The sequence below is a fragment of the Pseudomonas sp. GW-45 genome, from assembly GCF_056896675.1.
In genome coordinates this window covers 2,048,507-2,067,668 of record NZ_CM167674.1, presented here as the reverse complement: position 1 = coordinate 2,067,668, position 19,162 = coordinate 2,048,507, and the positions used below count along the sequence as shown (strand labels likewise).

Sequence of the window (19,162 nt, the reverse complement as noted above, 5' to 3'; positions counted from 1 at the left end):
CTTAGACCACCGGAACTGAGTCGATCAACAGGTTGATGGCCTGATCGGTATCAATGCCAGCGGCTTCTGCCTCAAAACTGAGCATGATGCGGTGACGCAACACGTCATGGACTATTGCCTGCACGTCCTCGGGGCTGACGAAATCACGCCCGGCCAACCATGCGTGCGCGCGGGCGCAACGGTCCATAGCGATGGTGCCGCGTGGACTGGCACCCATGGTTAACCATTCGGCCAGCTGCGCGTTGTACTGCTCGGGCCGACGAGTCGCCATGATCAGTTGAATCAGGTACTCCTCTACGGCGTCGGCCATGAACATCTCCAGCACTTCCTGTCGCGCGCCGAGTATGCTGGCTTGACTGATCTTGCGCGAGTCAGTGGGCTCTTCGCCGCGTGCTTCACCGCGCGCCAGTTGAAGTATCTGGCGCTCCAGAGCAGCATCGGGAAAGCCGATGCGCACGTGCATCAGAAAGCGATCAAGTTGCGCCTCAGGCAGGGGATAAGTGCCTTCCTGCTCAATCGGGTTTTGCGTTGCCATCACCATGAACAGCTCGGGCAGTGGATAAGTCTCACGGCCAACACTGACTTGCCGCTCTGCCATGGCCTCCAAGAGCGCCGATTGCACTTTAGCAGGCGCACGGTTGATTTCGTCTGCCAGCACCAGATGATGGAAGATGGGGCCTTGCTGAAAACTAAAGGTGGCAGTTTCCGGTCGGTAGACCTCGGTGCCGGTGATGTCGGCGGGCAACAGATCAGGGGTGAACTGAATGCGATGAAAGTCTGCTTCAATGCCCTCAGACAGCGCTTTGATCGCCTTAGTCTTGGCTAGCCCCGGTGCACCTTCGACGAGCACATGGCCGCCAGCCAGCAGGCTGATCAGCATGCGATCGATCAAATGTTCCTGTCCGAAGATGTGTTGGCCGAGGAAGGCCTTGAGCTGCAGCAGTGAGTCCCGGTGAGTCATTGGCTTTTTTAGTGTCCTGTTGATTGGGGCCGGCGTCAGTGTACGTCACTTTACCGAAATGCCTTTGGTCTAGACTATGTCTGAGAGAAGAAAAGTTCGGGGTCTGAAAGAATAATAATTCAGGCCTGCCGGCTCATGCCCCACAAGGGCGAGCGGATCGACCGAATGCAGGTTCGCAGTCCACACCCACGACGCAACATCAGGAGGTAGGCAGCATGGCATTGATCATGGCCAGCACCAAGCAGGGCTTTATTGAGACACTGCAGGAGAGGCTTCAGCCCCTTGTGCAGACAAAAGATCAACAAGCTATCCGCTTATTCTGTCGCTACTTCTATGGTATTGCCTCGCTGGACGAGCTCAGTGCCCGCCAAGATAATGATTTGTTGGGTTGTACGTTATCAAGCTGGCGCTTTTTGCAGCAGTTCGAGGGTGGCGAGGTAAAGCTGCGGGTGTTCAACCCGGATACCCAGCAGCATGGCTGGCAGAGCACGCACACGGTAGTCGAAGTGTTGCACCGGGATCTGCCGTTTCTGGTTGATTCGGTGCGCATGGAGCTCACTCGCCAGGGTTATGCTATCCATACGCTGCAAAACAGCATTATGACCACTCAACGCGATCAGCAGGGCAATCTGCAGGCGTTGCTGAAAACCGGCAGCCAAGGTGACGAAGTGCGCGCCGAATCCCTTATGTATATTGAGGTAGACCGCTGCACCACCACTGCTGATCTACGCACTCTGCAAGACGGTTTGAAAGACGCTTTGAGCAACGTGCGCGTGACCGTGCGTGATTTTCCGGCAATGCAGAGTCAGGTCGAGACTCTGATCGGTGATCTAAAGAAGCGCAGCAAGCAGTTTTTCTCCAGTGATGAACGGGCTGAAACCGTCGCTTTTTTAGAATGGTTGCTCGACGACCATTTTACTTTTCTGGGTTACGAGTGCTTTGCCGTCAACGAGGGCTTGCCGAAGCAGCGTCTTGGCTTGATCGAAGGCAAAAGCTTAGGTGCTCTGTCGATGGAGCCGCGGGATGAGAGCCTGGCCGGATTGCCCGGTGAGGTAATCGAATATCTGCAGGCTCCCTTGTTACTTTCTTTTGCCAAGGCCTCGCAGTTGAGCCGTGTACACCGTCCGGCCTATCCAGATTACGTCTCCCTGCGCGAAGTAGATGCCGAAGGTAAGGTGTTACTTGAGCACCGTTTCATGGGGCTGTATACCTCGCGGGTTTACTCAGACTTGGTCGACAATATTCCGCATGTGCGTCGCAAGGTGGCGCACGTGCGTGAGGTCTCCGGCTTCATTCCGCGCAGCCATTTGGCCAAGGAGCTAGAGCAAGTGCTGCAGGTGTTGCCGCGTGATGATTTGTTCCAGACCTCGGTCGAGCAACTGGCGGATACCGCGCTCAGCATTGTGCAAATGCAGGAACGAAATCAGATCAGGGTATTCCTGCGTTCCGGCAACTACGGTCGTTTCTATTACTGCCTGGCTTTCGTGCCACGCGACGTTTATTCCACCGATATCCGGCTAACCATTCAATCCGTATTAATGGAGCGCTTGCAGGCGAGTGAAAGTGAATTCTGGACTTATTTCTCTGAGTCCATTCTGGCCCGTACCCAGTTCATCATGCGGGTTGACCCCACCAAAACGCTGGACATCGACCCCGTGAAAATAGAACAGGAAGTAGTACGCGCTTGCCGCAATTGGAAAGATGAATTTCGCGATCGTTTGCTGGAAAGTATGGGCGAGGCTCGTGCGACCGATGTATTAGCGCACTTGGGCGAAGGCTTCCCGGCGGGTTACAGCGATCGTTTCCCACCGGCCACCGGTGTAGTGGACCTGCAGACCATGCTGGGCTTGAGCGCGGAGCAGCCCTTGGCGATGAGCTTCTATCAACCGCTCGAACAAAAACCAGGCATATTGCACTGTAAGCTCTATCACCTAAGTGACCCGTTGCCGTTGTCGGATGTTATTCCGATTCTGGAGAATTTGGGGTTGCGTGTGCTCGGTGAGTTTCCCTTCCATATTGCCCAGGAAAATGGCCCCAGCTTCTGGATTCACGACTTCGAGTTTACCTTTGCAGCTAACGCCGGACTGGACATTCAAGAAGCCAATGATCTGTTCCGCGAAGCCTTCACCGCGATCTGGGCCGGGCATGCGGAAAATGATGCCTTCAATCGTTTAGTGCTACTGGCCAGCCTGCCGTGGCGTGATGTGTCGCTACTGCGCGCTTATGCGCGCTATCTCAAGCAGATTCGCCTTGGCTTCGAGCTGCCTTATATAGCCAACACTCTGGTCGCGCATGCCGACATCGCGCGCGAATTGGTCCGACTGTTCCGGACCCGTTTTTATCTGGCACGCAAGCTCTCACCCGCTGACCTGGAAGACATGCAACAAAAGCTGGAACAGGCGATTCTGAATGCGCTGGATAACGTAGCGGTACTCAATGAAGATCGCATCCTGCGCCGCTACCTGGATCTCATCAAGGCAACTCTGCGCACCAATTACTATCAACCAGATGCCGATGGTCAGACCAAGGATTATCTGAGCCTTAAGTTTGATCCTTCGCTCATTCCAGAGCTGCCGTTGCCACGGCCGATGTTCGAGATATTTGTCTATTCACCTCGGGTCGAGGGTGTGCACCTGCGCGGCGGTAAAGTCGCTCGCGGGGGCTTGCGCTGGTCTGATCGTGAGGAAGATTACCGCACTGAAGTGCTGGGCTTGGTAAAAGCCCAACAAGTGAAGAACGCGGTCATTGTGCCAGTGGGTGCCAAGGGTGGCTTCGTGCCGCGCCGGCTACCCGTTGGCGGCACGCGGGATGAAGTGCAGCAGGAGGCAATTGCCTGCTACAAAATGTTCATCCAGGGCTTGCTTGATCTAACCGACAACTTGGTTGATGGGCAGGTGGTGCCGCCAGTCAATGTGGTGCGCCATGATGCCGATGATACCTATCTGGTAGTCGCCGCCGACAAGGGCACCGCGACCTTTTCAGATATCGCCAATGGTATTGCTGCAGGTTACGGCTTCTGGCTGGGTGATGCTTTCGCTTCAGGCGGCTCAGCTGGTTACGACCACAAGAAAATGGGCATTACCGCCAAGGGTGCATGGGTTTCGGTACAGCGGCATTTCCGCGAGCTGGGGCTGAATGTGCAGACCGATCCGATCACAGTGATTGGTGTGGGAGATATGGCTGGCGACGTATTCGGCAACGGCATGTTGTTATCGCGTCAGCTCAAACTGGTGGCCGCATTTAACCATCAGCACATTTTTATCGACCCTAATCCGGACACCGAAAGCAGCTTCGTCGAGCGTCAGCGCCTATTTGATCTGCCCCGTTCCAGCTGGGCAGATTATGACGCCAGTCTGATCTCTGAAGGGGGCGGCCTGTTTGCCCGCAGTTTGAAGCAAGTATCACTTACGCCGCAGATGCGGGAACTCTTTGATATCAAAGAGGAGAAGCTTACGCCAACCGAACTGATTCATCAGTTGCTAAAAGCCCCGGTTGATCTGATCTGGAACGGCGGCATTGGTACTTATGTGAAGGGCAGCGTCGAGACCCATGCTGATGTCGGCGACAAGGCTAACGATACGTTGCGCGTTAATGGTCGTGATTTACGCTGCCGAGTAGTGGGTGAGGGCGGTAACCTCGGCATGACGCAGCTCGGACGGATCGAGTTCTGCCTGAATGGTGGTGCGGTTAACACTGATTTTATTGATAACGCCGGTGGTGTGGATTGTTCCGACCACGAGGTCAACATCAAGATCCTGCTCAACGAGGTGGTTGCCAGCCAAGACATGACCGCCAAACAGCGCAATAAGCTGCTGGCGAGCATGACCGATTCGGTCTCCGAGTTGGTGCTGGGTAATAACTACAAGCAGACGCAGGCGATCAGCTTGGCCCAGCGCCTTGCCAGTCAGACCATGGGTGAATACCAGCGTTTTATCAGCGCGATGGAAAACAGTGGCAAGCTCAATAGAGCGCTGGAATTTATCCCGGATGATGAGCAGATGGCCGAGCGCAAGGCGCGAGGTAAGGGACTGACGCGGGCGGAGCTGTCGGTGTTGATTTCCTACTCCAAGGCAGACTTGAAAGAAGCCTTGGTCGCCTCGGATGTACCCGAGGACAGCTACCTTGCCGCTGAATTGGAAACGGCCTTTCCTGCGGTGCTGCTGAAGAAGTATCAACAGGCGCTGTCCGATCACCGTTTGCGTCGTGAAATTGTCTCCACTCAGTTGGCTAATAACCTGGTCAACCACATGGGCATCACGTTCTTACGTCGTCTGGAGCAGTCTACTGGCGCCGCGCCAAGCGATATCGCCCGCGCCTACGTGGTTGCCCGCGATGTATTCCATCTGCAGGAGCACTTTGCTGGCATAGAGAAGCTCGATTATCAGATCCCCGCTGACGTGCAGCTCGAGCTGATGGAGGAGTTGATGCGGCTGGGCCGTCGCGCCACGCGCTGGTTTATCCGCAATCGTCGTACTGAGTTGGTCCCAGAGCGCGAAGTGGCGCATTTTGCACCTTGCGTGCAGGCGCTGTCTGAGCGCTTCGATCAGCTTTTGGGGGGCGAGATCAGGCGCCTTTGGGATGAGCGTTATCAGCACTATGCCGACAACGCCGTGCCTGAAGGCATAGCGCGCGTGGTTGCAGGTACTGGTCATGCCTATACGCTACTGGGTATCGTCGAAGCAGCAGACGCCACGGGCCAGAGTCCAGAGCGAGTAGCTCAGGTGTTCTTCGCGATGGGTAGTCAGTTGCAGCTGCCTTGGTTTAATCAGCAAGTATCCAACTTGGTGGTAGATAACCACTGGCAAGCGCTGGCCCGCGAAAGCTATCGTGATGATCTCGATTGGCAGGCGCGCACCATGACTATCTCGGCGCTGCAGAGTGCCGATGAATCGATGCCGGTAGATGAGTTAGTCGACAGTTGGATGGCGCAGAATCAGCAGATGGTGCAGCGTTGGCAGGCAATGTTGACCGAATTGAAAAACGCCGGTGCAGGAGATTATCCAATGGTAGCGGTAGCTATGCGCGAATTGCTGGATATGGCTCAGTCAGCGCGGTTGAATGCACAAGGAGAGCCATGCAGCAGCTGATCATCGATTTGGCATTACCCGCAGAGCGTTATTTGGCCTGGTATCAGGGCCGCGCGGAGCGGGTTTCGATGTATAGCCGTGATGGGCGCAGGGTGAGTCTCCCTGCGCACCATTTACGCCCGTTTTTGACCCATGGCGGTGTGCACGGCAGTTTTCTATTGAGCTTCACGGATGAGGGTAAGTTACTCAAGTTGGAACGCTTGACTGGCGGAACGCACGGATAGGGTGCCGGCGCTGCTGAATCCGGCGGCATAACCCTTTATACTCTGCAGCCTGATTTCACAGCCCAGGCCCTTCTCTCATGTACGACCTGCTCCGCTCTTTGATGTTCAAACTGCCCGCCGAGACGTCTCACGATCTGGCGTTGGACCTAATTGGCGCTGCTGGTCGTCTGCGCCTGACCGACAAGCTGGTGCGGCCGGTGCCGGCTCAGCCTGTTGAAGTGATGGGGCTGACCTTTGATAATCCGGTTGGCTTGGCTGCGGGTCTGGATAAGAACGCAGTCGCTGTCGACGGCTTGGCCGCTTTGGGCTTTGGCTCTATTGAAGTAGGCACGGTTACACCTCGGCCGCAGCCCGGCAATCCCAAGCCTAGGCTGTTTCGGTTGCCGGAACACGAGGCGATCATCAACCGTTTTGGTTTCAATAATGCCGGTGTGGACGCCATGCTTGAGCGCCTGGCTGCGGTTAAGTACCAAGGTATTCTGGGTATCAACATTGGTAAGAATGCGATCACTCCAGTAGAAAGCGCAGTGGACGACTACCTCTATTGCCTGCGCAAGGTCTACAGCAGGGCCAGCTATGTCACTGTAAACCTGTCATCACCGAATACACCTGGCCTGCGTACTTTGCAGTACGGGGATGCATTGAAACAGCTGCTGGCGCAGATCAAAGCTTGCCAGTTGGAGCTCAGTCAGCAACAAGGCCGTTACGTGCCGTTGGCTATCAAGATCGCGCCAGATATGGCGCCTGAAGAAGTACAGTTGGTAGCGGGAACGCTATTGGAGGAAGGCATGGATGCAGTGATTGCGACTAACACTACGCTGGATCGTAGTGCGGTTGCGGACTCACCTTATGCCGATGAAGCGGGCGGCCTTTCCGGTGCACCATTGACCGATGCTTCAACTGAGATCGTACGCCTGCTGGCAGAAGAGCTGAAAGGTCGTATGCCGATTATTGGCGTGGGCGGCATTTTCAGTGGTGCCGATGCGGCAGCCAAAATTGACGCAGGCGCGAGCCTGGTGCAGTTATACAGTGGATTTATTTATCGCGGGCCGGCACTGGTACGTGAGTGCGCAGAAGCGATAGCGACCCTGCCGCGCGGAGCGTGATATGTGTGCTTAGGTAAAAATGCAAAGGGGAAATAGGCGGCCCCCGCAAGCGGGGGCCGGGTGGGCCTTCGCGAGGCCCGACGCTCTGGGTGAGCGCCTTTGGAAAAATAGTAAAGCTAGTGTTTAACCTACTGCATGCATCTCGTTTAATCGGTGTACACCGGAGATACCGGTGTAACCAGCCCAATGGTCTGCACGACCTTCACGCCAACCATTGATCCAATTCTGTCTAACGCTGGCACTGGTACTATTGAAAGGGCAACTGTCTTGAGATTTGCCATGTACTCCATTCTGGTAACCGCGCAAAAATGCTCGTTCCATCGGATCACGCTTGAGTCTTCTCATAGGGTTGAGTCCTCGTTGGGTATGACATACCAGACGGCAAATGCCGTTCAGGAAAGTTGTGCGAACCAGTGACTGGTTGCACCGAAGGGAAGCCAGCTAACATGTAGTAGAGTGCTAGCTTCCGAATCCGTATAGCTGATCAAGTCATACCCTGTTGTACCTTATTGGAGGTGCCTCCTCCAAAGAACAAATTGGCATACCAAGGCAATTATTTAGCCTTGGTTGAAATATAACCGTCACCTTTTTTCGGAAATCAAAGACATGCGCGAGACCCTTGAATTTTTTGTTACCTGTCCGAAAGGCGTGGAGGGCTTGTTGCGTGACGAAGTGCTCGCGCTGGGGGCTGATTCTGCCCGCGAAACCGTCACTGGCATCGAGGTCCAGGGCGACATGGAGCTAGGCTACCGCATCTGCCTTTGGTCGCGTCTGGCCAACCGCGTGCTCATGGTGCTGAACCGTTTTCCGGCGGAAAGTGCACAGGATATGTATGACGGTATCCAAGAAACTGTATGGGCGCAGCACCTGCGCGCTGATGGTAGCCTGTCCATCGACTTTACTGGCAGCTTACCGGGAATCGACAACACGCACTTTGGTGCGCTCAAGGTCAAGGATGCGATTGTCGATCAGCTTCGACAGGCTGATGGCACCCGCCCTAGCGTGGAGAAGGTGCAACCTGATCTGCGCATCAACGTGCATTGTCGTCGCAGTGAAGTGCAGGTTGCACTGGATTTATCCGGCGTCAGCCTGCATCAACGTGGCTACCGTCTGCAGCAGGGTGCGGCGCCACTTAAAGAGAACCTGGCTGCCGCTATTCTTATTCGCAGCGGTTGGCCAAAGCTGGCTGAAGAAGGCGCGGCGCTGGCTGATCCTATGTGTGGTTCAGGCACCTTTCTGGTTGAAGCCGCGCTGATGGCAGCGGACGTTGCGCCCAACCTGCAGCGCGAGCGTTGGGGTTTCAGCCGTTGGCTGAAGCATGTGCCGGCCATCTGGGAGCGGCTGATGAGCGAAGCGCAGTACCGCGCCGAAAAGGGGTTGGCTAAGCCGCCTGTGTGGATTCGCGGCTACGAAGCAGATCCGCGGCTGCTGCAGCCGGTGCGCAATAACATTCAGCGTGCAGGGGTGACCGAGTGGGTCAAGGTGTATCAAGGGGAGCTGGCGACCTTTGCTCCGAGCCCGGATAGGGGGCAACAGGGCCTTATCGTCTGTAACCCTCCCTACGGCGAGCGGCTGGGCGATACGGCGAGTCTGGTCTATCTGTATCAGAAGTTGGGTGAAGTGCTACGTGAGCAATGTATGGGCTGGCAGGCGGCTATCTTTACCGGTAACCAGGACCTCGGCAAACGCATGGGCATCCGTAGCCACAAGCAGTACAACCTGTTCAACGGCGCTTTGCCTTGCAAACTCTTGCTGATGGATTTGGCGCCAGAGCGGTTTATTACTCGGGCACCTGTACCTGCACCGCAGGCGGACAAGATCGGCCAGCAGGACAACGCAGCCGCGCCTGTGGCTACAGCTCGGTTGAGTGAGTCAGCACAGATGTTTGCCAACCGATTGAAAAAGAATCTCAAGCTGCTTGGCAAGTGGGCTCGTCAGCAGGAAATCGAGTGCTATCGCGTGTACGACGCTGATATGCCCGAGTTTGCTGTAGCTGTCGATATTTATGCCGACTGGGTGCATGTGCAGGAATATGCGGCGCCCGCAACCATCAGTGAAGATAAAGCTCAAGCCAGGTTGCAGGATGTGTTATCTGCGATTCCGCAGGTACTGGGTATTCCAGAGAGCAAGGTGGTGTTTAAACAACGTCTACGCCAAGCCGGCAAGCAGCAGTATCAGCGGATGGCACAGCGTGGTGAGTTCCTTACCGTGCATGAGGGTCAGGTGCGTATGTTGGTCAATTTGACTGATTATCTCGACACTGGGCTATTTCTTGATCACCGGCCAATCCGACTGCGTATCGCGCAGGAGTCGCGCGGTAAGCGTTTTCTTAATCTGTTCTGTTATACCGCAACGGCTAGTGTGCATGCAGCCGCTGGGGGGGCTCGCACGACCACCAGCGTAGATCTATCCAAAACCTATTTGGACTGGGCGCGGCGCAACCTGTCACTGAATGGCCTGTCGGATCTGCACAAGCTGGAACGCGCCGACGTGATGGAATGGCTGGTAGAAGATCAGCAGAGCTACGACTTGATCTTCATTGACCCACCGACCTTCTCGAATTCAAAGCGGTTGGACGATATTTTTGACGTGCAACGTGACCACCCGCGCTTAATAGAGCTGGCAATGGCGCGGCTGGCTCCGGGCGGGGTGATTTACTTTTCAAACAACTTCCGCCGCTTCCGTATGGATAAAACGGTCGAAGAGACGTATCAGGTTGAGGATATTTCAGCGCAGACGCTGGACAAGGATTTTCAACGTAATACGCGGATTCATAAGACCTGGCGGATTAGTCGCCTCGGCTGATTAGGTGAGAGATGCACAAACAATAAAGGCGCCGATTAGGCGCCCTTATTGTTTGTGCCAAGCCCCTTACTGCGCGTGGCTTGCGATATCGGTTGGGCCGCGGCGGTAAACGTCTTGCAGCACTAAATCCAGTGCCTGACCACTGATCCCGGCAGAGGTGTGGTTGACGATAGCGGTGACCGCCCAGCTTTGACCATTGTTGTCGCGAGTGATCCCGGCAATCGCTTTGACGTTGCGCAGGGAGCCGGTTTTTACGTGCGCTTGCCCGGCAACAGGTGTGTTGCGCAAACGCCGACGCATGGTGCCATCCATCGCGGCCAATGGCATAGAGGCAATGAACTCGGCGCGATATGGGCTAGCCCACGCGGCCTGCAGCAGCTTGGCCATATCTCGCGCGGTGAGGCGCTCCATACGTGACAGCCCGGCACCATTTTCCAGCACCAGGCCGGTAGGGTAGATGCCTTTTTCAGACAACCATTGGTTGATCACCCGTACGGCGGATTTATGGTCGTCGCGGTCTGCGGGCGTGCGTTGGTCACGTCCTATGGTCAGGAATAACTGACGGGCCATGGTGTTGTTACTGTATTTGTTGATGTCGCGTACTACTTCCACCAAGTCTGGGGAGGCACTTTGCGAAACCAGTCTGGAGCTGGCTGGCGCCCGACCAATACGCGTACCGCCAGCGATGGTGCCGCCCATGTCTTTCCACAGTGTACGCAAAGTGCTTGCGGTGTATGTCGTGGCGGTAAGCGCAGAGAGGTAACGTTGAGCAATACATCCTTCATGCAAACTGCCCGTCAGGGTGATGGTCGCTTGGTAGCCGCTGTCCTGGATGTTATAGGCCACATTCGGACGGGGGCAGGAGCGGGTAGGCGGCAGCACGGTTAGCTGGTTGTCGATGGTGACTTCCGGCAGTTTGGGTTCAAGATTGATACGCACGCCGTTCTGCTCACCATAGCTGCTGAGCACAAACAGTTTAAGGTTGGTCAGCAGCGGGTCTGGCTCAACTAAAAACGGTTTATTGGGATCGCCACCATCATCCATAAAAGGCGGTATGTCGCTGGGGAAACGCATGTCGGCGGGCTGCAGCACCAGCTCGCCGGTAATGTCTCTTACACCCGCCGCCTTGAGGTCGCGCATCATCAGCCACATGCGCTCGATGGTCAGCTTGGGATCGCCGCCACTGCGGAAGATTAAATCCCCTTGCAAGGTGCCGTTCACAACGGGGCCATCGACAAATAGATCGCTGCGCCACTTGTAGGTCGGCCCCAGTATCTCAAGCGCCGCGTAGGTAGTGATCAGTTTCATGGTGGATGCGGGGTTGACCGGTACGTCAGCGTTGACGAACTGCGGCAAACCTTGGCCTTCCAACGGAATAACCGCCAGCGACAGTGCGCCATTAGGTATCTTCGCAGCGGCCAGCGCAGAGCTTACCTTGGTTGGTAAGGGGCCACTGTCAGCAGCGAATGCAACAGGATTGGCAAGTAAACCCAATACGGGTACGAGGCAGAGCAGGGTGCGTTTGAATCGGGTAGACATGAAGACCAGCTCCGTAGGGATCGAGGTGGCAGAAAGCTGTGGCGTTTCCGTTCATTCCCTTGACGGCGCATAATTACTCAAATAACAGCTTACGCCAAGTACTTAAAGTAAATTGTTATATTGGTTTTATTCTGATCTCGTCTTGCGACGAATACGCCCAGAGAACCATAAAATAGGCAGCAATACCAGACAGATCGTCAGGGATATCCAGATGCTTTCGCTGCGAATCCGGTAGGCATCGGCTAGCAGCTCATCTTCTGGTACCAGTACAGCCAGGTAGGTTTCAGGCGCACCGCGCAAGCTTATTCGGCGCTGCTGGATAATCCAGCGACGGCCTTCCATCTCGCGGGTTATGCGCCGCTCCTGGTGGTAGCCATCGATTGCCAGGGTGGCTAGCAGGGTGCTGCCTAACTGGTTGAAGCGTTTTAAACTGAGACTGCTACCTTGGGCGGTATGCAGTAGTCGCTGCACATCCTGGTAGGCAAGTACAGTGCCGTCTCCAGTGTAAATTAACAGTTGTGAGGAATCCGTGATCTTCTGTTGATGTAAGGTTTCCGATAGCTTGCCAAGAGTCAGGTCGGCACCGAGAACTGCGCCGTTGATTGCTCGCTTGGCTAACGTGCTACCGAATTCGTGGGTAGAGAAAAATACGTAGGGTAGGGTGACAATTTGCTCATTTACGCGGGTGGCTTCAACGTACCAAGGGCGTTGGCGAGGGTCAAAGCCGTCGTCGGCCATCAGGCGTGCTTCGATGATGTCGAGCTGTTGGTTGATGAATAGATAAGTTACATGCCGTTGTCCCGCCTCGCTTTGCACATGCCAAGCCATCCAGCGTGCTAGTTCTGGTGCATCAAAACGATTTTGGTTTTCAGTCACGTCAAGCGGGCGCAGCATCAGGTAGTCGCCATCGGGCCAGCCAATGTACACGGAGTTGAGTTGCGGATTGTCCCGTAGCACTTGAGCGAAAGATTGCAGGTGCGGTAAGCGCTGAGCGAGCGTGTCTGTGTGCGGGAGGTTGCCGAGACTCAGTAAGCTCAAGGCTTGGCTGGGTGGTTGGTACATATTTTCCAGCTGAGTTTCAACCTGCAGGCTCAGCCGCTCAAATAGCTCGTCGCCGGTCGACAGCATGATGCGTGACAGCTGTTGGTATTGAAACAGCGTCAGCAGCGTAACGGTAAGTAGCAGTGCGGTGAGGGTGAAAAGCGCTGACAATCGATAGGGTTTGTCTGCAGACTTCCTTCCTGGATCGTCCGGCATGAGGCTCCTGTTTTACTACCTGTCGGGATGAGGCCAATATAGACCATTACTCCGGTATTGGTAGGGCAAACAGACTTCGTGCGGTATTGGTCGTGTGGTCGGCCAATTGCTGCAAGGATTCGTCGCGGCATTGGGCAACGCATTGCGCTACTTCGACCAGGAACGCCGGTTCGTTGCGGCGACTTTTAGGCTTGCTTGCCATGCTGCGCGGCAAAAGCCAGGGTGCATCGGTCTCCAGCATCAGGCGGCCAGCCGGGATGTCGCGCATCAGCGGATGTAAATGGGTGCCGCGTCGCTCATCACAGATCCAGCCAGTAATGCCGATATGCAAGTCGAGATCCAGGTAGGCGTAAAGCGCTTTCTGGTCAGCGGTAAAACAATGCACGACGGCTCCGCTGAGTTGATCACGAAAGTCGCGCAGCAAAGCTAGCAGGGTTTCGCTGGCGTCCCGTTCATGCAGAAAAACCGGCAGACCGCTTTCAGCTGCTATAGCCAGTTGGTCTTCCAGTGCTTTGATTTGTGCAGGGCGGGGAGAGAAGTCGCGGTTAAAATCCAAGCCGCATTCACCAATCGCTTTTACCGCTGGTTGTTGGCTCAAATGTCGAAGTTGTTGAGTGCTTTCAGCATTCCAATGACGGGCTTCGTGCGGGTGCACGCCGGCAGTGGCAAACAGGCGCTGGGGAAATTCTGCGCAGTACTCGAGTACCTGGTCGGCATGATCGAGTGAGGTAGTGGTCAGCAGCATCTGACTGATGTCGGCCTGCCAGGCACGCTCCAATACAGCGGAGCGGTCCTCGGCAAAGGCCTTGTCAGTCAGGTTGACGCCAATATCGATCCAATCCATGGCGCGACAGCTCAGTCCTTGCGTGGGGGCTTGGCTGCGCGTGGCTTGCTAGCGAATTCGCGCTTGGGTTTGCGCGCCGGCGGTGATTCAACTTCACCGGGTGGCAGCGGCCATGCACGAATCTGCAGAGGCACACCATTGATCTCGGCACCAGCCAGTTTGTTGAGGATGTCCTGATCAAGCTGCGGCAGGTAAACACCAGTATGCTCAGGGAACATCTTGATGTGACCGATCTGCTGACGTTGCATCTTGCCAACCTTGACCAATACATCAACCAACGGCTTAGGCATCAGACCGCTCTTGCGACCGCCCTGTACTTTATAACGGGTCAGACCGCTGTCACGATCAAACTGGTTTTCCTGGCGAGCAGGTGCGCTTGGCAGCTCAGTAACTGGCTCCAGCAGCGTCTTGGCACTTGGCAGAATCGAGAGCAGCGCTGCGGCAAGTTCAGTCGCATCGAGGCTGGTTAGTTCCTGCAGATCGGTTACCAGTTGCTGGTGCAGCACGCTGGAATTTTCACGCGCTTTATTCAAGCGAGTGGCCAGTTTGCTCAAGCGACCGCTGCGTACCGCATCAGCGGATGGCAGAGCTTGTGGCTCGATCTTCTGTCCAGTGGCCTTTTCCAGTACGTGCAGCAAACGACGCTCGCGTGGCGTGGCGAACAGAATCGCGGTGCCTTGGCGACCGGCGCGGCCAGTACGACCGATGCGGTGCACGTAGCTTTCGCTGTCGTGTGGCAGGTCGTAGTTGAGTACGTGGGTAACGCGCTCCACGTCCAGACCGCGAGCGGCGACGTCAGTTGCCACAATAATGTCGATCAAGCCACGCTTGATGCGATCGACTACCTGCTCGCGCAGTTGTTGGCTCAGATCACCATTCAGCGCAGCGGCGGCAAAACCACGGGCTTCCAGGCGCTCTGCCAATTCAAGACTGGCTGTCTTGGTGCGCACGAAAACGATCATGGCCTCTACTGGCTCAACTTCGAGCAGGCGAGTCATGGCGTCTAATTTGTGGTGGTTGGATACTTCCCATACTTTCTGGGTAATAGTGTCCAAGCTGCTGCTGGAACCGCTGTGCAGGCGGATTTCCTTCGGGTCTTTCATGTGCTTTCGCGCAACAGTGCGCACGGCCGCTGGCATGGTTGCCGAGAACAGAGCTTTTTGCGTCTGCTCAGGTACTTCCTGGAACACCGCTTCCAGGTCGTCAGCAAAGCCCATCTTGAGCATTTCGTCGGCTTCGTCTAGCACCAAAAAGCGCAGGTCTTGCAGCTTGAGGCTGCGACGGCGCAAGTGGTCAGTCAAACGACCGGGCGTAGCAACGACGACATGCGCACCGCGCTCCAGAGCTTTGAACTGTGGGGCAAAAGGAGAGCCGCCATAGAGCGCCAGAACGGAAAAGCCGCGCATGTTCTGCGCGTAGCGCTGGAAAGCCTCAGCGACTTGCAGTGCCAGCTCACGCGTTGGCGTGAGGATCAATGCCTGGGTAGCGCGCAGGCTAACGTCGATGCCTGCGAGTACGGGCAGAGCAAAGGCAGCAGTCTTACCCGTGCCGGTTTGCGCCAGACCAAGCAGGTCTTCACCGTTGAGCAGGGTAGGGATGGCCTCAGCCTGAATAGGGGAGGGTGTTTCATATCCGAGGCTGTTTAGAGCCTCGAGAAGCGGAGCAGGCAAGCCGAGATCGGCAAACTGCTTGGCCGCCGGAGCGGTATCGGACATACGTGAAGTAAACCTTGGGGGATATGTAGATCGAGCATTATACGCGGTTTGTGGGGAAATTGCCGCAGCCTTTTTTGCCGCTCTGTTCATTGCTCGAATGAAATGGCAGGCTAAAGGCCGAACAGCTAAGAGAGGACGAGCTTATGGGGCGCTTGATAAAGGGTAATTGGCGCGACGAATGGTACGACACCGAGTCGACTGGCGGAGCGTTTAAGCGCGAGGATGCGGGCTTTAGAGAGCAGATAGGCGAAGGTTTGCGCTATCCGCCAGCCTCGAACCGTTATCACTTGTATGTATCTCTGGCCTGCCCTTGGGCCCACCGTACGCTGATCATGCGCACGCTGAAAGGCTTGGAACCGCATATCAGTGTCACCGTCACTCACCCGCACATGTTGAAGCAGGGTTGGCACTACGAGCCACCGGAGCCGCTGTACGGTTTTGAGTTTCATCATCAGCTCTACACTCGAGCCAAGTCCGATTATAGCGGTCGAGTGACGGTGCCCGTGCTTTGGGATAAGCAAAGCGAAAGCATCGTCAACAATGAATCAGCCGAGATACTGCGGTTGTTCAATAGTGCATTCAACTCGTTGACCGGCAACCATGATGATTACTATCCGCAACCCTTGCGTGATGAAATCGATAATATCAACGAGCGGGTTTATCACGATATCAACAACGGCGTGTACAAGGCAGGATTTGCCACTACACAACAGGCTTACGAAGAAGCGTGTTTGCCGCTGTTCGCCGCGCTTGATTGGGTTGATGAGCGGCTGGCAGCACGGCGTTATCTGACGGGAGAACGTATTACTGAAGCGGATTGGCGATTGTTCACCACCCTGGTGCGCTTTGATCCGGTGTATCACGGCCACTTCAAATGCAATATTCGCCGTATTCAGGATTACCCGCACCTGTCGGGATATCTGCGTGAGCTTTACCAGTGGCCGGGCGTGGCGCAAACGGTGAATTACGAACACATCAAGCAGCACTATTATTACAGCCACGACACCATCAATCCGACCCGCATAGTACCCTTGGGAATGGGGCAGGATTTAAGGCAACCGCACGACAGGGCGTATTTGCCAGGGCAAAACTAGCGCTGTTCTAAAGGTCCCGTGCTGCTAACATAGCGCGCCGCAGCGCTGGTGAAGCGCCGCAATAAATACAAGAAGTCTTCCGTTTGTGGTCTGCCTGTACCTTGGAGGTGCTGTGATTAATCCAGACAACCTGATTCCCCCAGCGCTAACGCTGGCGGGTATTGCGCTGGTTAGTTTGATCTGCCAATTGATGGCTTGGCGCCTGCGGTTGCCGGCCATTTTGTTTTTGCTGCTCAGCGGCATTCTTTTTGGTCCCGTGCTTGGGTTGATCTCACCGGATGAATTTCTGGGCGACTTGCTATTTCCCATTGTCTCGCTGTGTGTTGCGCTGATTTTGTTTGAAGGTAGCCTGACGCTTAAATTTGACCAGTTAAAAGAAACCGGCGGAATGGTTCGCCGTCTGGTCACCATAGGCGCGCTAATTACCTGGGGTGTAATCAGCGTGGCCTGCTATTGGCTGATTGGCCTGGATGTGGCGCTTTCAGCGCTTTTCGGTGCGCTGGTAGTAGTTACTGGTCCGACCGTGGTTGTACCCATGTTGCGTACGCTGCGCGCTACGCCGCGCATCTCCAAGGTGTTGCGCTGGGAAGGGATTCTGATTGACCCTATCGGCGCACTGCTGGCCGTACTTGTTTACGGCTGGATCATGTCGCAGGCCGCTGGCCACAATGCTTTCCTGGCCAGTTTGGCTATCTTTGTCCAGGTCATAGGTATTGGTACGATCGCGGGCATAGCCGGTGGTCATCTGATGGCCACGGCTATGCGCCGGCATTGGATTCCGGAGTACCTGGAGGTGCTCGCGGCACTCACGCTGGTATTGGTGATGTTCTCGTTATCCAACCATATAGTGCATGAGTCCGGCTTGTTGACGGTGACGATCATGGGTATTTGGCTGGCCAACGCCAAAGGCATCGATATCGAAGAAATTCTGGTGTTCAAGGAACATCTGTCGGTGTTGCTCATTTCCGGACTGTTTATCTTGCTGGCCGCGCGGTTGGATCTGGATGCCCTGCTGGCGTTGGGTTTGCCTGCGCTGGCGCTGTTGTTGGTGATCCAGTTTGTCGCACGCCCGCTGGCAGTGTGGATTAGTAGCATCGGCAGCGAGCTGACCTGGCAGGAGCGCACGATGGTTGCGTGGGTAGGCCCTCGGGGTATCGTTGCAGCAGCGGTCTCTGCGTTTTTTGCGCTGCGCCTTGAACAAGCCGGCTACGAAGATGCTGCCCTGATCAGTGCACTCACGTTTGCGGTCATTATCGGCACAGTGGTGTTCCAGAGTGCCACCGCGCGAACAGTGGCTGGCCTGCTGAAAGTTACAGAGCCCGAGCGCCGCGGCATCTTGCTGATCGGTGCCAATCAGGTGTCGCGCGCGCTGGGTGAAGTGCTGCAACGGCTTGAAGTGCCGCTGTTGGTGGTTGATACCCATTGGGATTCGATTCGTCAGGCGCGTATGAAAGGACTACGTACTATGCGCGGTAACCCGTTATCGGCGACGGTCGACAGCAATTTGGACCTGACAGGACTTGGGACCTTGCTGACACTCACGCCTGAACGTGAATGGAATGCGTTGTTGAATCAGCATTTTCGCCGGGATTTCCAGGCTCATCGCATTTTTACCGTGCGTAATGAACGCGCTGGCGCCAACCAACGAATGCAAATTTCCTCGAAACACGAGGGGCTGCCGCTCGGACAGGAAGGCCTCACCTTCAGCAAGCTGTCGAGCCTGATCAGCCAAGGTGCGCATTTCAAGGCAACCACCTTGAGTGAAGGCTTTAGCTACGAGAAGTGGCTAGAGGATGCCGGGAAAACTCGTTTTGCGTTGCTTGCACTCACGCCGGAGAAACGCTTGCGGGTATTGAGCCCCGGATTGGAACTAGTGCCGGAAGCCGGTTGGACGCTTATTTATCTGGCAACCGGGCAGGATGAAAAATCAGCTGAGGCGGCCGCGGTGGTCAAGCGTGAGCACGCGCAGACTGAGAAAGACGCCAAGCCTGAATTACCCGATGCCGTTTAAACCAACTGTTAAGGGCAATCGGCCTTAATAACGTATAGCGGTTACCCAGTACAAGCGCTCACCACCGGGCGCTTGTACGCATATTTCATCTTCCAGTGACTTGCCCAGAAGAGCGCGAGCCATAGGACTGTCGATGCTGATGTGTTGTTGTTTCGGGTCAATCTCGTCCGGGCCTACGATGCGCAGCTGCAGGCTTTTACAGTCTTCATCTTCCAGCTCAACCCAAGCGCTGAAATAGATCTTTGCCGGGTCGCTTGGCGGTAGCTCAACCACCTTCAAAGCTTCCAATCGTTTGCGCAGAAAACGCACGCGGCTGTCGATTTCGCGCAGCATTTTTTTGCCGTAAATGTACTCCGCGTTCTCCGAGCGATCACCGAGCGCAGCAGCTTCGCTGACCGCTTGGGTGACCGCCGGGCGTTTAACTCGCCAGAGTTGGTCAAGCTCTTCACGCAGGCGCTGAGCGCCGGCCGCGGTAATCAGCGCAGTGCCGGCACTGCGCGGCGGGCGATAGCGGCTCAT

At 55.6% G+C, this 19,162-nt stretch carries 13 protein-coding genes; 6 read left to right on the top strand and 7 right to left on the bottom strand.

The features are described from left to right. Position 1: 1 nt before the first annotated feature. Positions 2-961, bottom strand: a complete 960-nt coding sequence (locus AC1XYH_RS09370; protein ID WP_483322950.1) for an AAA family ATPase — start codon at positions 959-961, stop codon at positions 2-4. Between the two features lie 215 nt (positions 962-1,176). On the opposite strand from AC1XYH_RS09370, the gene AC1XYH_RS09365 reads away from it, so the two are divergent. From AC1XYH_RS09365 to AC1XYH_RS09355, 3 genes are all read left to right on the top strand, one after another. Next, on the top strand, positions 1,177-6,048 hold the full coding sequence (locus tag AC1XYH_RS09365; protein ID WP_483322949.1) for an NAD-glutamate dehydrogenase: 4,872 nt from the start codon (positions 1,177-1,179) through the stop codon (positions 6,046-6,048). Then, positions 6,036-6,272, top strand: a complete 237-nt coding sequence (locus AC1XYH_RS09360) for a DUF2835 domain-containing protein (protein ID WP_483322948.1) — start codon at positions 6,036-6,038, stop codon at positions 6,270-6,272. Before AC1XYH_RS09365 ends, AC1XYH_RS09360 begins: the two co-directional genes overlap by 13 nt. Before the next feature lie 77 nt (positions 6,273-6,349). Next, on the top strand, positions 6,350-7,378 hold the full coding sequence (locus AC1XYH_RS09355) for a quinone-dependent dihydroorotate dehydrogenase (RefSeq protein ID WP_483322947.1): 1,029 nt from the start codon (positions 6,350-6,352) through the stop codon (positions 7,376-7,378). Between the two features lie 123 nt (positions 7,379-7,501). Here AC1XYH_RS09355 and rmf read toward each other — a convergent pair whose 3' ends face one another. After that, positions 7,502-7,723: a ribosome modulation factor gene (gene rmf / locus AC1XYH_RS09350; RefSeq protein WP_483322946.1), complete on the bottom strand. Its 222-nt coding sequence runs from the start codon at positions 7,721-7,723 to the stop codon at positions 7,502-7,504. Between the two features lie 261 nt (positions 7,724-7,984). On the opposite strand from rmf, the gene rlmKL reads away from it, so the two are divergent. Next, on the top strand, positions 7,985-10,183 hold the full coding sequence (gene rlmKL, locus AC1XYH_RS09345) for a bifunctional 23S rRNA (guanine(2069)-N(7))-methyltransferase RlmK/23S rRNA (guanine(2445)-N(2))-methyltransferase RlmL (protein ID WP_483322945.1): 2,199 nt from the start codon (positions 7,985-7,987) through the stop codon (positions 10,181-10,183). Between the two features lie 66 nt (positions 10,184-10,249). Here the strand turns inward: rlmKL and dacB are convergent, their stop codons facing one another. From dacB to AC1XYH_RS09325, 4 genes are all read right to left on the bottom strand, one after another. Next, a complete protein-coding gene (dacB, locus tag AC1XYH_RS09340; RefSeq protein ID WP_483322944.1) occupies positions 10,250-11,722 on the bottom strand; it encodes a D-alanyl-D-alanine carboxypeptidase/D-alanyl-D-alanine endopeptidase in 1,473 nt (490 codons plus the stop codon). A gap of 126 nt (positions 11,723-11,848) precedes the next feature. Then, complete coding sequence (locus AC1XYH_RS09335; protein ID WP_483322943.1) at positions 11,849-12,979, bottom strand: cache domain-containing protein; 1,131 nt, start codon at positions 12,977-12,979, stop codon at positions 11,849-11,851. A 46-nt stretch (positions 12,980-13,025) separates the two neighbouring features. After that, positions 13,026-13,823, bottom strand: a complete 798-nt coding sequence (locus AC1XYH_RS09330; RefSeq protein WP_483322942.1) for a TatD family hydrolase — start codon at positions 13,821-13,823, stop codon at positions 13,026-13,028. 11 nt (positions 13,824-13,834) lie between these two features. After that, complete coding sequence (locus AC1XYH_RS09325) at positions 13,835-15,538, bottom strand: DEAD/DEAH box helicase (RefSeq protein WP_483322941.1); 1,704 nt, start codon at positions 15,536-15,538, stop codon at positions 13,835-13,837. A 143-nt stretch (positions 15,539-15,681) separates the two neighbouring features. Here AC1XYH_RS09325 and AC1XYH_RS09320 point away from each other — a divergent pair, with 143 nt between their 5' ends. Further along, the gene (locus AC1XYH_RS09320; protein ID WP_483322940.1) at positions 15,682-16,632 is read left to right on the top strand and encodes a glutathione S-transferase family protein; all 951 of its coding nucleotides are present in this window, start codon (positions 15,682-15,684) and stop codon (positions 16,630-16,632) included. 112 nt (positions 16,633-16,744) lie between these two features. Beyond that, positions 16,745-18,643, top strand: a complete 1,899-nt coding sequence (locus tag AC1XYH_RS09315; protein ID WP_483322939.1) for a cation:proton antiporter — start codon at positions 16,745-16,747, stop codon at positions 18,641-18,643. 24 nt (positions 18,644-18,667) lie between these two features. Here AC1XYH_RS09315 and greB read toward each other — a convergent pair whose 3' ends face one another. Beyond that, positions 18,668-19,162 carry a transcription elongation factor GreB gene (gene greB / locus AC1XYH_RS09310; RefSeq protein WP_483322938.1) on the bottom strand — a complete coding sequence of 165 codons (495 nt, stop codon included), beginning with the start codon at positions 19,160-19,162 and terminating at the stop codon, positions 18,668-18,670.

Coding starts and splice junctions, on each gene's coding strand:
- AC1XYH_RS09365 (WP_483322949.1), top strand. CDS start 1,177: ATGGCATTGATCATGGCCAGCACCAAGCAGGGCTTTATTGAGACACTG.
- AC1XYH_RS09320 (WP_483322940.1), top strand. CDS start 15,682: ATGGGGCGCTTGATAAAGGGTAATTGGCGCGACGAATGGTACGACACC.
- AC1XYH_RS09330 (WP_483322942.1), bottom strand. CDS start 13,823: ATGGATTGGATCGATATTGGCGTCAACCTGACTGACAAGGCCTTTGCC.
- AC1XYH_RS09355 (WP_483322947.1), top strand. CDS start 6,350: ATGTACGACCTGCTCCGCTCTTTGATGTTCAAACTGCCCGCCGAGACG.
- AC1XYH_RS09360 (WP_483322948.1), top strand. CDS start 6,036: ATGCAGCAGCTGATCATCGATTTGGCATTACCCGCAGAGCGTTATTTG.
- dacB (WP_483322944.1), bottom strand. CDS start 11,722: ATGTCTACCCGATTCAAACGCACCCTGCTCTGCCTCGTACCCGTATTG.
- AC1XYH_RS09335 (WP_483322943.1), bottom strand. CDS start 12,979: ATGCCGGACGATCCAGGAAGGAAGTCTGCAGACAAACCCTATCGATTG.
- rmf (WP_483322946.1), bottom strand. CDS start 7,723: ATGAGAAGACTCAAGCGTGATCCGATGGAACGAGCATTTTTGCGCGGT.
- AC1XYH_RS09325 (WP_483322941.1), bottom strand. CDS start 15,538: ATGTCCGATACCGCTCCGGCGGCCAAGCAGTTTGCCGATCTCGGCTTG.
- greB (WP_483322938.1), bottom strand. CDS start 19,162: ATGAGCCGCTATCGCCCGCCGCGCAGTGCCGGCACTGCGCTGATTACC.
- AC1XYH_RS09370 (WP_483322950.1), bottom strand. CDS start 961: ATGACTCACCGGGACTCACTGCTGCAGCTCAAGGCCTTCCTCGGCCAA.
- rlmKL (WP_483322945.1), top strand. CDS start 7,985: ATGCGCGAGACCCTTGAATTTTTTGTTACCTGTCCGAAAGGCGTGGAG.